A 13,848-nucleotide genomic window follows, 5' to 3' on the forward strand; every position below is an offset into this window, starting at 1 on the left:
ATGACCACCGATCACATCCGCCTGGAGCGACGCGAGGACGGCATCGTCGTCCTGACGCTGGACCACCCCACCCAGGACGTCAACACCATCAGCGAGGACTTCCAGGCCTCGCTCACCCGAGCCGTCGACGAGATCGTCGCCGGCCGGGAGGACATCACGGGCGTCGTCGTGACCTCGGCCAAGAAGGACTTCCTCGCCGGGGCCGACCTCGTCGAGCTGCGCGCCTCCATGGACGCCGGCGACGACCTCACCGCGATGTTCGAGACCTTCAAGGGCAACCTGCGACGTCTCGAGACGCTCGGGCGCCCCGTCGTCGCGGCCATCAACGGCACCGCGCTGGGGGGCGGCTTCGAGATCGCCCTCGCCTGCCACCACCGCATCGCGCTGGACGGCCCGAAGATCCGCATCGGTTTGCCGGAGGTGCAGCTCGGCCTCCTCCCGGGCGGCGGTGGCGTTACGCGCCTCGTGCGCCTCCTCGGCCTCCAGAGCGCCCTGACCCAGCACCTGCTCACCGGTGCGCGTCACCGGGTGGCAGCCGCTCTCGAGGCCGGGCTGGTCGACGAGACCGTCACCGAGCCGGAGGCCCTGCTGCCGGCGGCGATCGCGTGGATCACCGCGAACCCGCAGGCCGCCGCCCCGTGGGACGTCGAGGGCTACCGGATGCCCGGCGGCACGCCCGACAGCCCGAAGCTGGCGGCGATCCTGCCGTCCTTCGGCGCCACCCTGCTCAAGCAGATCGGCAATGCCCCGATGCCCGCGCCCAAGGCGATCCTCGCGGCAGCCGTCGAGGGCGCCAAGGTCGACGTCGACACCGCCTCGAGCATCGAGACGCGCTACGTCGTGAGCCTCCTGCGCGATCGGGTGGCCCGCAACATGGTGCAGGCCTTCTTCTTCGACATGCAGCACTGCACGAGCGGGGGCGCGCGTCCCACGCAGGCCGACGGGACCCCCTTCGCCGAGCGTCGTCCGACGAAGGTCGCGGTCATCGGCGCCGGGATGATGGGCGCGGGCATCGCGTACGTCACCGCCAAGGCCGGGATCGACGTCGTCCTCAAGGACGTCGAGCTCGCCTCGGCGGAGAAGGGCAAGGCCTACTCGCGCACCCTCGTCGACACGGCTGTCGCCACGGGTCGTCTGACGCAGGGCAAGGCCGACGAGCTCCTGGCCCGGATCCACCCGAGTGCCGACAGCGCCGACCTCGCCGGCTGCGACTTCGTCGTCGAGGCCGTCTTCGAGTCGCCGGAGCTGAAGGACCAGGTCTTCCGTGAGCTCGAGCCGGTGGTCGCTCCTGACGCCCTGCTCGGCTCCAACACGTCGACCCTGCCGATCACCGGCCTCGCTGGCTCCGTCACGCGCCCGCAGGCCTTCATCGGGCTGCACTTCTTCTCTCCCGTGGACAAGATGCCGCTGCTGGAGATCATCCGCGGCGAGCAGACCGACGACGAGACCCTGGCGCGCGCCCTGGACTACACCCAGGCCATCGGGATGACCCCGATCGTCGTCAACGACTCCCGTGGCTTCTACACCTCGCGCGTCTTCGCCCGCTACATCATGGAGGCCGCGACGATGCTCGACGAAGGGATCGCTCCCTCCGTCATCGAGCAGGCCGGCCGCCGCGCCGGGTACCCGGCCCCACCGCTGCAGCTGAGCGACGAGCTCAACCTCATCACCCTGCAGAAGATCATGGCCGAGTCGCAGCGCGCGGCCGCGCAGGACCCGAAGATGGCCGCGCCCGAAGGGGCCCTGCGGGTCATCGACCGGATGGTCGACGAGCTGCAGCGGACCGGTCGCCAGGCCGGGCAGGGCTTCTACGACTACGCCGACGGCAAGCGGGTCGGGCTCTGGCCGGGGCTCTTCGAGCACTTCGGCACGCAGCCCACTCCGAGTGTCCTCGAACCTGCGCCCGATCTGGACGAGCTCGTCGACCGGTTCCTGCTCGGTCAGGCGATCGAGGCGCAACGGTGCGTCGACGAGGGCGTCATCGAGTCCGACGCGGAGGCCAACATCGGCGCGATCTTCGGTTTCGGCTTCCCGCCGTGGACCGGTGGCCCCCGCCAGTTCCTCGCGACCTACCCCGGTGGGGCGGACGCGCTGCGTGCTCGGTGCACCGAGCTGGAGGCGCGCCACGGTGCTCGCTTCCACGCGTCCGACGCGATCACCGACGGCGTGTGGCCATGAGCACGCCGGTCATCGTCGACGAGGTCGACGGCGGGCCCGCCGCAGAGACCTTCCCCCGGACGGGACCGCTCGCCGTGGACTGGATCGCCGAGGTGCCCGAGGCAGTCCTCATGCGGATCCCACCGGGCGGCGACACCGCGGCGCCCCTGGAGGCGTGGGAGTCGCTGACCGCCGAGGGTTTCCGAGACCGGGTCCGCACCCTGGCACGTGGTCTCATCGGGCTGGGGCTCGAGCGGGGCGACCGCCTGTCGATCATGAGTCGCACCCGTGTGGAGTGGACGCTGCTGTCCTGGGCGAGCGCCTATGCCGGCATCGTCGTCGTCCCCGTCTACGAGACCTCGGCGCCGACCCAGGTGGAGTGGAACCTCACCGACGCCGGCGTCAGCCTCCTGGTCGTGGAGGACGCCGCGCTCCGGGCGGCCAGCGCCGTCGACGAGCTCGCCGACGTCGACCGGCCCGACGCCCTCGTCATCGACGAGGGCGCCCTTGCCCGGATCGAGGAGGCTGCTGCCTCCGTCGACGAGGAGCGCCTCGACCAGCGGGCCGCCTCCGTGGAGGAGAGCGACCTCATCACGATCGTCTACACCTCGGGCACGACCGGGCGCCCCAAGGGGTGCGCGATCAGCCACTCCGGCTTCCTCCAGGGGATCGATGGTCCGCTCGCGATCATCGGCGAGCGGATCAGTGCCAGTGACTCGCCGAGCACGGTGCTCATGCTGCCGCTGGCGCACATCTTCGGTCGCGTCATCGAGGCCTCGACGCTGCTGTCGCGCCACGTCCTCGTGCACGAGCCCGACATGACCCACCTCGTGCAGGCCTTCGCCACGCACCGCCCGACCTACATCGGGTCGGTGCCCCGGGTCTTCGAAAAGGTGCACGCGAGTGCCTCCGCCGCGGCCCAGGCGAAGGGAGAGCGCGGCGCCAAGGTCTTCGCCGCGGCCGAGGCGACCGCCGTCGAGTGGGCCCGGACCGACTCCCCGGGCCTCGGCCTGCGGGTGCGGCACGCGCTCTTCGACCGGCTGGTCTACCGCAAGCTGCGCGCGGCGCTCGGCGACGAGTGCCGCACGATCATCTCGGGCGGCAGCGCGCTGAGCGAGCACCTCAGTGACTTCTTCGCGGGCGTCGGCCTGGAGATCATCGAGGGCTACGGCCTCACCGAGGTCGGGGTGACGTCGGCCAACCCGCCCGGCCGGACCCGGGTCGGTACCGTCGGGGTGCCCACGCCGGGCACCCGCATGGCCATCGACGACCTGGGTGAGGTCCTCATCAGCACCCAGGCACGGATGACCGAGTACCACGCCAACCCCGAGGCCACGCAGGCTGCCTTCACGGGGGAGTGGTACCGGACCGGCGACCTCGGAGTCATCGAGGACGGCTACCTGAGGATCATCGGTCGGTCCAAGGAGCTCATCGTCACCGCGGGTGGCAAGAACGTCGCACCCGTCGTGCTCGAGGCCGGGCTGCTCCAGCACCCTCTCATCGGTCAGGCCCTGGTCGTCGGTGACAACCGACCCTTCATCGCGGCGCTCCTCACGCTGGATGCCGAGGCCGCGCCCGCCTGGGCGCGCACCCACGACATCCCGGAGGGGACCGATCTGGCGTCCCACCCCACGGTCCTGGCCTCGATCCAGGAGCAGGTCGAGCTCGTCAACCAGGAGGTCTCCAGGGCGGAGTCGGTGCGTGCGTGGCGCCTGCTCCCGCAGGAGTGGACCGTCGAGTCCGGGGACCTCACCCCGACGATGAAGATCAAGCGCTCCGTCATCGCCGAGCGCACGCACGACGTCATCGACGAGATGTACGAGAATCGCCGACGATGAGCACTCACCCCCAGCCCCAGCAGCAGGACCTCACCGCACGTGCCCGGATCCGCAACGCCACGCTCGAGCTCTACGCCGCGCGCGGCGAGGACAAGGTCTCGATGCGCACGGTCGCTGCTGAGGCGGGGGTGACCATCGGCCTCATCCAGCACCACTTCGGCACCAAGGAGGGCCTGGGCCAGGCCGTCGACGACTACGTCGTCTCGTACTTCGCCGGTGCACTGGCCACGGTCGAGCCGATCGGTACCCCAGCCGAGGTCGTCGAGGCACGGGACGCCGCGGTGCAGCAGATGCTGCGCGCCAACCCCACCGTGGTGCGGTACATCAACCGTGCCCTCATCGAGCCGGACGGTCGCGGTGGCCGCCTGCTGCGCGAGATCGTCGCCCTCACCGTCCGTGAGGTCGCGGAGCTGCGTCGCAGCGGCCACGCGTCGACGTCACGCTCCGACAAGGTCCAGGTGCTGCGCACGCTCATGGGCCAGGTCGGGCAGCTCTTCATCGATCCCGTCGTCGATGCCGTCTGGGACCAGCTCGACGGCGACCCCGACGGCCGCCCCGTCGCCCGGATCACCGTCAGCGCGGACTGACCCCACCCCCTTCGTCGCACCGGGCCCCACCCGGTGACGGAAAGCGAGAACCATGAGCACCCCCATGCCCCTCGAGGGCGTCACCGTCGTCTCCATCGCCATCAACCTGCCCGGTCCCGCTGCCGCTGCGCGGCTGACGGCCCAGGGGGCGCGGGTCGTCACGGTGATCCCGCCGGGCGGTGACCCGCTGCAGCAGTTCGCCCGGGAGTACTTCGAGGAGCTGCACGACGGCCAGGAGCTGCGCACGCTCGACCTCAAGACGCAGGAGGGTCGCGCCGAGCTCGACGCCCTGCTGGCGACCGCCGATGTCTTCGTGACCTCCTCCCGGCCGTCCGCCCTGCGACGTCTCGACCTGAACTTCGCGAGCGTGCACGCCCGACACCCGCAGGTCTGCCAGATCGACATCGTCGGGTACCCGGGTGAGCGCGCGGAGGTCCCCGGGCACGACCTCACCTACCAGGCGAGCAGCGGGCTGCTCGTGACCGGCAGCATGCCCAGGACGGCGATGATCGACCTGAGCGGCGCGGAGCGCGCTGCGGCCGAGGCGTCGGCGGCGCTCCTGGCCCGCGCCCGCCTGGGCGAGGGCATCCGTCGGGAGGTGGCCCTGTCCGACCTCGCGCACACCCTCTCGGGCCCGCTGCGCGCAGGTCTGACCGGCCCCGGGCAGCTCCTCGGCGGCGGACTGCCCGTCTACGCGATCCACGACACGGCCGACGGCCAGATCGCGCTCGCCGCTCTCGAGTCGCACTTCACGCACAACCTGCTCTCGCTCCTCGGGCTGTCTGCGCAGGAGTGCACCCATGAGCGGCTCGGTGCCGCCTTCGCCGAGAGGACGGCGCAGGAGTGGGCCGCGGTGGCCGACGAGCACGACATCCCGATCGTCGTCGTCGATAGCGCCGACGGCTGAGGCATCGCCGGCCCGCGGGTGGCCGCGATCAGGGTCTCGAGGACGCCGGGAAGGACGTCGCGCGGACGGTGCGCGCGAGGGCCTCGAGCAGCACCTGCGCGCCCGGGGTCGGGTCGTGGCGCCAGGTCACGTGGAGCGGTAGCCGCGCCGGACGACGAAGGGGGGCCCAGGCCAGGCTGGCCGGGGCCTCCCGGGCGTAGTCGGTCGGCACGAGGGCGAAGGCCTGCCCGTCGGTCAGCAGGTACGAGTAGGACCCGGAGAACCGGGTCGCGGACTCGACGACCTGCGGGTCGACGCCGTTGTCCCGGCAGGCTCCTAGGACGAGGTCGTGGTACTCGGGGTTCTGCTCGCGCGGCTAGATGAGCAGCCGCAGGTCGTCGAGGGCCGCCAGGTCCGCCGCCTCGCCGGTGCCGATGCGCTCACGTGCCGCGAGCACGCACAGCTCGTCGGCGCCGAGGGTCGCCCGCTTGGTCCCCGGGACGCGGTCGACGAGGTGCCCGATGCCGACCTCCGCCTCCCCGGAGGCCAGGGCGGCAGAGACCTCGCCGGTGAGGACCTCGACGACCTCGACGAGCGGGCCCTCGTCAGAGCGCCGACCGCGCGCAGGGCCTCGGGCACGACCCGGTTGACCAGGCTGGGTGACGCGGCGAGGCGCACGACCTCACGGGTCGCCCGGACCCGGGCGACGCCCGCCTCGAGCCGGCGCGCGGCCGCGAGGACCTCCTGCGCGGCGGGCAGCAGCTCCCGGCCGGCAGGTGTGAGCGTCGTGCCGGCACGCGACCGGTCGAAGAGCCGCACGCCGAGGGTGCGCTCGAGCCCGCGGACCTCCCCGCTGACCGTCGGTTGGGCCAGCCCCAGCTCGTCGGCCGCCCGCCCGAAGTGCCCCGTGCGCGCGAGCGTCGCGAAGACCGTGAGCCGGCGGAGCGTGAACTGCATAGGTGTCAGCCTATGACTCGATACCGACCTGGGTCTGGTTCGTCGCGGTGCGCCTTCCTACGGTGGGGTCAGACCCCCTTCGTCCCCGTCCCGAGGAGTGCCATGACCCCCTTCGTCCGCGTCGCCGCCGAGGTGCAGGAGGCCGTCACCGCCGGCAGCCCCGTCGTGGCCCTCGAGTCGACGATCTTCACCCACGGTCTGCCCCGCCCGCGCAACGTCGAGGTCGCCGAGGAGGCCGAGCAGATCGTCCGCGACGCCGGCGCCGTGCCGGCCACCATCGGGGTCGTCCACGGTGAGCCGGTCGTCGGCCTGACCCGTGACGAGATCGTCGAGCTCAGCCAGGACGACGACGTCCTCAAGTCGGGCATCCGCGAGCTGCCGATCGGCGCGGTCAACCGCAAGAACGCCGGCACGACCATCGCCGCCACCTCGCTCCTCGCCCACCGCGCCGGAGTCAAGGTCTTCGCCACCGGCGGCCTCGGCGGCGTCCACCACGGTGCGTCGACCAACTTCGACGAGTCCGCCGACCTGCTCGCCCTCGCGCTCAACCCGATCGTCCTCGTCAGCTCCGGGGCCAAGGCCGTCCTCGACGTCCACGCCACCCTCGAGCGCTTCGAGAGCCTGAGCGTGCCGATCGTCGGCTACCGCACCCACGCCTACCCGGGCTTCTACTCCACCGAGTCCGGCTTCGCCGTGCCGCACCGCATCGAGACCCCGCAGGACGCCGCGACGATCTACGCGACCCAGCGCGCCCTCGACCTGACGACCGCCCTCCTCGTGGCCAACCCGTCCCGGCCGACGAGCAGCTCGACCCGTCGCTGCTCGACGGGGCCATCGAGAAGGCCTGGGCCGCGCTCGAGCAGCAGGGCATCTCCGGGCAGGAGGTCACCCCCTTCCTCCTCGACTTCATCCGCCGCGAGACGGGCGACGCCAGCCTCGACGCCAACGTCGCGCTCTACCGCAACAACGTGCGGCTGGCGTCGCAGATCGCCGTCGCCCTGACGCGGGGCTGACCGGCCGTGCTGGGCGTCATCGGCGACGTCGTGCAGGACGTCGTGGTCTGGATGCAGGAGCCGTTGCGCCCGGCGACGGACACGCAGTCGGAGATCACCATGCGGCGCGGCGGGTCGGCGGCCAACGTCGCCGCCTTCGCCGGGCCACGGCACCCGACGCGGTTCATCGGGCGCGTCGGTGACGACATCGGGGGCTACGCGGTGCGCCGCGAGCTCGAGGACCGAGGCGTCGACGTGCGCCTCCAGGTCGGGGCGATGACCGGCATGATCGTCGTGCTCATCGACGACCGCGGCGAGCGGATGATGTTTCCCTCCCGCGGAGAGTCGGCCCTCATCGAGCACGTCGACGACGCGTGGCTCGAGGACCTCGAGATCCTCCACATCACCGGCTACTCGCTCGCGAGCGAGCCGTCGGCCGCCAGCGTCCTCGACGCCGCCCGTCGGGTGCGCGCGGGAGGTGGCCGCATCTCCTTCGACCTGTCGTCCACCGGCATGATCGAGCTGCACGGCCGCGCGGCCTTCACCGACCTCGTGCGCAGCCTCGCGCCCGACTTCATCTCGGCCAACGAGGACGAGACCGCCCTGCTGCGGCTCGTCGAGGGCGACGGGCCGGGGCCGCTCGCCCTCGACCTGCCCGGCACGGTCGTGCTCGCCCGCGCCGGCCAGGACCCCACCCGCATCTTCCGCGGCGGTCAGGTCGTCGCGACCGTCCCCGTGGAGCCCGTCGACGACGTCCGCGACATGACCGGCGCCGGGGACGCCTTCAACGCCGGCTTCCTCACCGCCGTGCTCACCGGAGCCGGCCTCGAGGAGGCCGTCCAGTCCGGTCATGGCCTCTCCCGGGGGGTGCTCGCCCACCCGGGGGCGACCGAGGGGCCGCACACACCCCCTTCGCGCGCCTGATCCGCCCCACCCCACCGCCGCTCTCGAGGAAGAGGTGCCGCGCATGACCACGACCACGCCCGATGCCCGCCCCACGACCACGGGGAGCGGGGTGGTCGGTCTGATGGCCGCCCTGTTGTCGGCGATCTTCGCCTTCCAGCTCAGCGCGTCGATGCTCTCGCCCGTGCTCGCGACGATGGAGCGAGAGCTCGAGGCGACGTCGGCCCAGGTGGGCGTGACGCAGACCGCCTTCTTCGCCTCCGCGGCGCTCTTCTCCCTCTTCCTGCCGCGCTGGGGCGACCTCGTCGGCCGCAAGCGGCTGATGCTCGGCATGCTCGCGGTGACCACCGTCGGCAGCGTCGTGTCGGCGCTCGCGCCGTCGGTCGGGGTGCTCGGCCCCGGACGCGTCGTCATGGGCATCTCCGGCCCGATCGTCCCGATGGCCCTGATCATGCTGCGCGTGCAGGTGCCCGACGCGCGGCGCTACGCCCAGCTCATGGCGGTGCTCACCGCGGTCAACGGCGGCATCGCCGGCGTGGACGCGCTCGCGGGAGGGTGGCTCGCGGCGAGCTGGGGGTTTCGCTCGGTCTTCTGGGCCATGGCCGCTGTGAGCGTCATCGCCCTCGTGGCGGTCGCGCTCGGGACCCGGGAGTCCCGCTCGGAGCGCACGATGCCCATGGACTGGACGGGGGTCACCGCGCTCGTCGTCGTCCTCGCGGCGCTCTACTTCGCCCTCGACGAGGCCGGCAAGGTCGCCGACGCCCGCTGGCTGGTGGTCCTCGCCCTGGTGGTCGTGGCGGCCGTCGCCTTCGCCGTCTTCTGGCAGCTCGAGCAGCGGGTCGCCCACCCGCTCGTCACGACCGGTCACCTCCGGCAGCGACGCACCTGGGCGCTGCTCGGGACGACCCTGCTGACGATGTCCGGCGTCTTTGCGGTGATGAACGGCCTGCTGCCCAACATCGCCCAGGACCCGGGCGCCGGCATCGCCCTCGGCGCCGACGTGGTGTCGTGGTGGACGCTCACGCCGTATGCGCTCGCGGGGCTCGTCATGGGCCCCGTCGCCGGGCAGCTGGCCGCCCGCTTCGGCTACGCGCGGGTGCTGCGCGTCGGGCTCGGGGTGAGCATCGCGGCGCTCGTCGGGACCGCGCTCCTCGTCGAGTCGCTTACGCCGGCGCTGCTGCTGGGAGTCTTCGTCGTCGTCGGTCTCGGCTACGCCGGCACGTGCAACATCATGCTCAACGGTCTCGGGGTCGTGCTGAGCCCCCGCGACAACCAAGGATACCTGCCGGGGATGAACTCCGGCGCCTTCAACCTCGGCGCCGGGCTGAGCTTCGCGCTCCTCTTCGGGGTCGACACCGCGGTGGGCTCGGCCGTGGGTACGGCCGCCGGCTACCGCGCCGGGATCCTCACGGGTGCGGTCCTCCTCGTCCTCGCCCTCGGTCTGTCCCTCCTCATCCCCCGCCCGGACGAGGCGGACGGCGGAGGGGAGGACCCCCCTTCGCCCGCCTGATCGGACCCGTGCGAAGGGGTGACGCGCCGGGCTTGTCTTGTTAGCATGTAAGGACAAATCCCCGCTTTGCCCAAAGGAGGGCACAGATGAGCGTCTCCGCCCGCACCGCTCCCGGTCGGATCACCCACCGCGTCGGCCACTCGTCGTGGGAGGGGGAGGCCACGCGCACCTCCGAGGTCTTCAACCCCGCGACGGGTGAGGTCACGGGCGTCCTCGACCTGGCGAGCGCCGAGGTCGTCGACGCGGTCGTCACCCGGGCGCAGACGGCGTGGCAGGACTGGCGGCACGTCTCGCTCGCCAAGCGGGTGCGCGTGCTCTTCGCCTTCCGTCAGCTGCTCGAGGAGCGCACGGACGAGATCGCGCGCGTCATCACGGCCGAGCACGGCAAGACCCACGACGACGCCATGGCGGAGATCTCTCGTGGCCAGGAGGTCGTGGAGTTCGCCTGCGGCATCCCGCAGCTGCTCAAGGGTGGCTTCTCGGAAAACGTGTCGACCGGCGTCGACGCCTACTCGATCCTCCAGCCGCTGGGCGTCGTCGGGGTCATCTCACCCTTCAACTTCCCGGCGATGGTGCCGCTGTGGTTCGTCCCGATCGCCGTGGCCACGGGCAATGCCGTCGTCATCAAGCCGAGCGAGAAGGACCCGACCGCCGTCAACCTCATCGCCGACCTGTGGCGCGAGGCCGGTCTGCCCGACGGGGTGATGAATGTCGTGCACGGTGACAAGGAGGCGGTCGACGCGCTGCTCGACCACCCCGACGTCAAGGCGATCTCCTTCGTCGGGTCGACGCCCATCGCGCGCTACGTCTACGAGCGCGGCGTGGCGGCCGGCAAGCGGGTGCAGGCACTCGGAGGCGCGAAGAACCACATGCTCGTCCTGCCCGACGCCGACCTCGACCTCGCCGCCGACGCTGCCGTGTCGGCGGGCTACGGCGCCGCGGGCGAGCGCTGCATGGCGATCTCGGTCGTGCTCGCGACCGAGTCGGTCGCGGACGAGCTCGTCGCCAAGATCGCCGAGCGCACCCGGACCCTGCGCACCGGCGACGGCATGGGCGAGAGCGACATGGGGCCGCTCGTCACCCGGGCCCATCTGGACAAGGTGACCGGCTACGTCGAGGAGGGCGTCGCGGCCGGCGCGGAGCTCGTCATCGACGGGCGCGAGGGTGCGGGCGACCTGGGTGGGGGCTTCTTCCTCAAGCCGACGCTCTTCGACCGGGTGACGCCGCAGATGTCGATCTACACGGACGAGATCTTCGGCCCGGTGCTCTCGGTCGTGCGGGTGGGCTCCTACGACGAGGGCCTGCAGTTGATCAACGACAACCCCTACGGCAACGGCACGACGATCTTCACCAACGACGGTGGGGCAGCGCGGCGCTTCCAGCACGAGGTCGAGGTCGGGATGGTCGGCATCAACGTGCCGATCCCCACGCCGATGGCCTACTACTCCTTCGGTGGGTGGAAGAACAGCCTCTTCGGCGACACCCACGCCCACGGCATCGAGGGCGTGCACTTCTTCACCCGCACCAAGGCGGTCACCCAGCGCTGGCTCGACCCGAGCCACGGGGGCCTCAACCTCGGGTTCCCGCAAAACGACTGACGACGGCGCGGCGCGCCGACCGAGCGTCAGCGAGGGCGGGTGAGCGGCCTGGCTGGCAGCGTTATCGCCACCCGGCAGCGTTGGTGTCACCCGGTTGCCTCTCTCCGGGGGGCCAGGTGACACCAACGCCGTCAGGCTCGACCCCGTCCACCCTTCGACCGAAGTGGCTCGACGGCTCCCTTCGTCCGGGGAGCCCGATCAGCCGATGTGCTCGTGCACGAAGGCGAGGACGTCGTCGAGGACCTCTTCGCGGTTGGTCTCGTTGAAGATCTCGTGGCGGGCGCCGGGGTAGCGCTTCGACGGGGCGCCGTCGGGGGCGATGTGTGCCCAGCCCTCGTCGGAGCGGTCGATCGGGACGAGCTGGTCGTCGGCGCCGTGCAGCCAGATCGTCGGGACCTGCAGGCGCCCACCCGCGGTGATCGTCTCGAGGCAGGCGCGCAGCGCGAGGAGGGTGGGCCGCGTGAAGTCGCCGTGCCAGACGAGCTCGTCGGCCTCGTAGGCGCGCCCGACGTCGGGGTCGCGGCTCAGGGTCGTGATGTCGATCGGCGTCGGCGGGATCTCGTCGAGGTCGGCCAGGGCGGTCGGCTCCCACGAGCCGAGCACCGGGCCGGAGAGCACGGTCGCGGTGAGGCTCTCGGGGTGGCGCTGGGTGTAGCGGGCGGCGATCATGCCGCCCATCGAGTGGCCGATGAGCACGAGCGGCAGGTCGGGGTGCTCTACGTGGGCACGCTGCACGAGCAGGTGCAGGTCGTCGACGACCCGCTCGAAGTCCTCGATCAGCACCCGCTCGCCCTCGCTGCGCCCGTGGCCGACGTGGTCGTGCCCGTAGACGACGGCGCCGTCGGCGGTGAGCCGCTCGGCCACCCACTGGTAGCGCCCGATGTGCTCGCCGTAGCCGTGCGCGATGACCGCGACCCACGTCGGGTCGCCGGGCGGGCTCCACTGCGAGCCGATGAGCAGGCCGGCGTGGCCCTGGGTGTCGATGTCCTCGGGCGGGATGGTGCTCACGGGGTCCTCCTGCATGACGTCGGTGTCCGGCTCCAGTATGTCAGCGCAGCCGGTCGAAGGGGCGGATGTCCGGCCAGCGGCGAGCGATCCCGGAGCACACGGCACTCTCGTCGAGCGGTGACATGTCCTCGACGTCGCCGCGTGGCGCGCGCGTGACCGCCGTCGGGCCCTGTGCGAAGGTCGGGTCATGAGCGAGAGCATGCGCGGGCCGGAGCGGATCGTCGTCGTCGGTGCCGGCGAATGCGGCACCCGGGCGGCGATGGCGCTGCGCGAGCGCGGCTTCACCGGCGCGATCACCCTGCTCGGCCGTGAAGACGTCATCGCCTACGAGCGCCCGCCCCTCTCCAAGGCGGCCCTGGCCGCCGACGACGCCGAGCTGGTCCACCCGTGGACGGCGGAGGCGCTGGCCGAGGCGGGGGTCGCCCTTCGTCTCGGGGTGGACGTCACCGGCATGGACCGCGAGGCGCGGACCGTCGAGACCACCGACGGGCCCGTGCCCTACGACCGGCTGCTGCTCGCGACCGGCGCGGGGCCGCGCCGGCTGGGTCTCGATCACGTGCACTACCTGCGCACCCACTCCGACGCCGCCACGCTGCGTGACCTCGTGAGCAGGGGCGGGCGGCTGCTCGTCATCGGTGCGGGCTTCATCGGCCTGGAGATCGCGGCGGGAGCCCGCGAACGGGGCATGGAGGTCGTCGTCGTCGAGGCCGCCGAGCGTGCCCTGGCCCGGATGGTCCCGCCGGTCGTCGCCGAGCAGGTCGTCGCGCTGCACGCGGCGCACGGGGTCGAGGTGCGCACGGGCACGACCGTCACCGCCGTGGAGCGGCACGAGGGAGGGTTGCTCGCCAGTCTCTCCACCGGCGAGAGCCTCGACGTGGACACGGTCGTCGCCGGTGTCGGAGCCGCCCCGCACACCGAGATCGCCGCTGCGGCAGGGCTGCTCGTCGAGGACGGCATCGTCGTCGACGAGCAGCTGCGGACGAGCGACCCGCGGGTCTGGGCAGCGGGGGACTGCGCGGCCTTCCCCGACGCCCGCAGCGGTCACCGGGTGCGCGTCGAGTCCTGGCGCAGCGCCCACGACCAGGCGGTCACCGTCGCCGCGTCGATGACGGGTGGGCAGGAGCCGCACGTCGCCGTCCCCTGGTTTTGGTCCGACCAGTACGACCAGATGCTGCAGACCGCCGGCCTGCCGACGACCGCCGTCGACGAGGTCGTGCGTCGCCGCGAGGACGGATCGCTGATCCACTTCGGTCTCGACGGCGACGGGCGGCTCGTCGCGGCCACCTCGCTCGGCCGGGGCCCGGTCGTCGCCAAGGACATCCGCGTCGCCGAGCAGCTCATCGCGACGCACGCGACCCCCGACCCCGCGGCACTCGCGGACCCGGGGGTCGCCCTTCGCTCCCTGCGGTGAC

10 protein-coding genes and 2 pseudogenes are annotated in these 13,848 nt (G+C 72.2%); 9 read left to right on the forward strand and 3 right to left on the reverse strand.

The features are described from left to right. From EXU32_RS15845 to EXU32_RS15860, 4 genes are read left to right on the forward strand one after another with little or no spacing between them, the layout of a single operon-like run. Positions 1–2,178: a 3-hydroxyacyl-CoA dehydrogenase NAD-binding domain-containing protein gene (locus EXU32_RS15845; protein ID WP_130630780.1), complete on the forward strand. Its 2,178-nt coding sequence runs from the start codon at positions 1–3 to the stop codon at positions 2,176–2,178. Then, entirely contained in the window at positions 2,175–3,995 is a 1,821-nt protein-coding gene (locus EXU32_RS15850; protein ID WP_130630781.1) for an AMP-dependent synthetase/ligase, read from the forward strand. Before EXU32_RS15845 ends, EXU32_RS15850 begins: the two co-directional genes overlap by 4 nt. Beyond that, positions 3,992–4,582 carry a TetR/AcrR family transcriptional regulator gene (locus tag EXU32_RS15855; RefSeq protein ID WP_130630782.1) on the forward strand — a complete coding sequence of 197 codons (591 nt, stop codon included), beginning with the start codon at positions 3,992–3,994 and terminating at the stop codon, positions 4,580–4,582. The genes EXU32_RS15850 and EXU32_RS15855 overlap by 4 nt, the downstream gene beginning before the upstream one ends. A 52-nt stretch (positions 4,583–4,634) precedes the next feature. Continuing rightward, complete coding sequence (locus tag EXU32_RS15860; protein ID WP_130630783.1) at positions 4,635–5,489, forward strand: CoA transferase; 855 nt, start codon at positions 4,635–4,637, stop codon at positions 5,487–5,489. Positions 5,490–5,517: 28 nt separating this feature from the next. On the opposite strand, the pseudogene EXU32_RS17250 reads toward EXU32_RS15860, so the two are convergent. Both EXU32_RS17250 and EXU32_RS15870 read right to left on the reverse strand, forming a co-directional pair. Continuing rightward, a pseudogene (locus EXU32_RS17250) lies at positions 5,518–5,778 on the reverse strand (hypothetical protein); the annotation flags it as partial. Positions 5,779–5,804: 26 nt separating this feature from the next. Beyond that, positions 5,805–6,425, reverse strand: a complete 621-nt coding sequence (locus tag EXU32_RS15870) for a LysR family transcriptional regulator (RefSeq protein WP_130630785.1) — start codon at positions 6,423–6,425, stop codon at positions 5,805–5,807. Between the two features lie 102 nt (positions 6,426–6,527). Between EXU32_RS15870 and EXU32_RS15875 the strand changes: the two are divergent. The 4 genes and pseudogenes from EXU32_RS15875 (at position 6,528) to EXU32_RS15890 (ending at position 11,428) form a co-directional block, all read left to right on the forward strand. After that, positions 6,528–7,438, forward strand: a pseudogene (locus EXU32_RS15875) (pseudouridine-5'-phosphate glycosidase). 6 nt (positions 7,439–7,444) lie between these two features. Next, positions 7,445–8,341, forward strand: coding sequence for a carbohydrate kinase family protein (locus tag EXU32_RS15880; protein ID WP_130630786.1), 897 nt, complete (start codon positions 7,445–7,447; stop codon positions 8,339–8,341). Between the two features lie 43 nt (positions 8,342–8,384). Then, complete coding sequence (locus EXU32_RS15885; protein ID WP_130630787.1) at positions 8,385–9,830, forward strand: MFS transporter; 1,446 nt, start codon at positions 8,385–8,387, stop codon at positions 9,828–9,830. Positions 9,831–9,916: 86 nt separating this feature from the next. Further along, a complete protein-coding gene (locus EXU32_RS15890) occupies positions 9,917–11,428 on the forward strand; it encodes a CoA-acylating methylmalonate-semialdehyde dehydrogenase (protein ID WP_130630788.1) in 1,512 nt (503 codons plus the stop codon). A gap of 198 nt (positions 11,429–11,626) precedes the next feature. Here the strand turns inward: EXU32_RS15890 and EXU32_RS15895 are convergent, their stop codons facing one another. After that, entirely contained in the window at positions 11,627–12,436 is an 810-nt protein-coding gene (locus EXU32_RS15895; protein WP_130630789.1) for an alpha/beta hydrolase, read from the reverse strand. A gap of 187 nt (positions 12,437–12,623) precedes the next feature. Between EXU32_RS15895 and EXU32_RS15900 the strand changes: the two genes are divergently transcribed. Beyond that, positions 12,624–13,847 carry an NAD(P)/FAD-dependent oxidoreductase gene (locus EXU32_RS15900; RefSeq protein WP_207233828.1) on the forward strand — a complete coding sequence of 408 codons (1,224 nt, stop codon included), beginning with the start codon at positions 12,624–12,626 and terminating at the stop codon, positions 13,845–13,847. Position 13,848 lies beyond the last annotated feature (1 nt).

This window comes from Janibacter limosus (assembly GCF_004295485.1).
Taxonomy (GTDB): Bacteria; Actinomycetota; Actinomycetes; order Actinomycetales; family Dermatophilaceae; genus Janibacter; species Janibacter limosus_A.

What these genes read in the sequence shown, in the direction of transcription:
- EXU32_RS15845 (WP_130630780.1), top strand. Translation starts at nt 1, where the DNA reads ATGACCACCGATCACATCCGCCTGGAGCGACGCGAGGACGGCATCGTC.
- EXU32_RS15850 (WP_130630781.1), top strand. Translation starts at nt 2,175, where the DNA reads ATGAGCACGCCGGTCATCGTCGACGAGGTCGACGGCGGGCCCGCCGCA.
- EXU32_RS15855 (WP_130630782.1), top strand. Translation starts at nt 3,992, where the DNA reads ATGAGCACTCACCCCCAGCCCCAGCAGCAGGACCTCACCGCACGTGCC.
- EXU32_RS15860 (WP_130630783.1), top strand. Translation starts at nt 4,635, where the DNA reads ATGAGCACCCCCATGCCCCTCGAGGGCGTCACCGTCGTCTCCATCGCC.
- EXU32_RS15870 (WP_130630785.1), bottom strand. Translation starts at nt 6,425, where the DNA reads ATGCAGTTCACGCTCCGCCGGCTCACGGTCTTCGCGACGCTCGCGCGC.
- EXU32_RS15885 (WP_130630787.1), top strand. Translation starts at nt 8,385, where the DNA reads ATGACCACGACCACGCCCGATGCCCGCCCCACGACCACGGGGAGCGGG.
- EXU32_RS15890 (WP_130630788.1), top strand. Translation starts at nt 9,917, where the DNA reads ATGAGCGTCTCCGCCCGCACCGCTCCCGGTCGGATCACCCACCGCGTC.
- EXU32_RS15900 (WP_207233828.1), top strand. Translation starts at nt 12,624, where the DNA reads ATGAGCGAGAGCATGCGCGGGCCGGAGCGGATCGTCGTCGTCGGTGCC.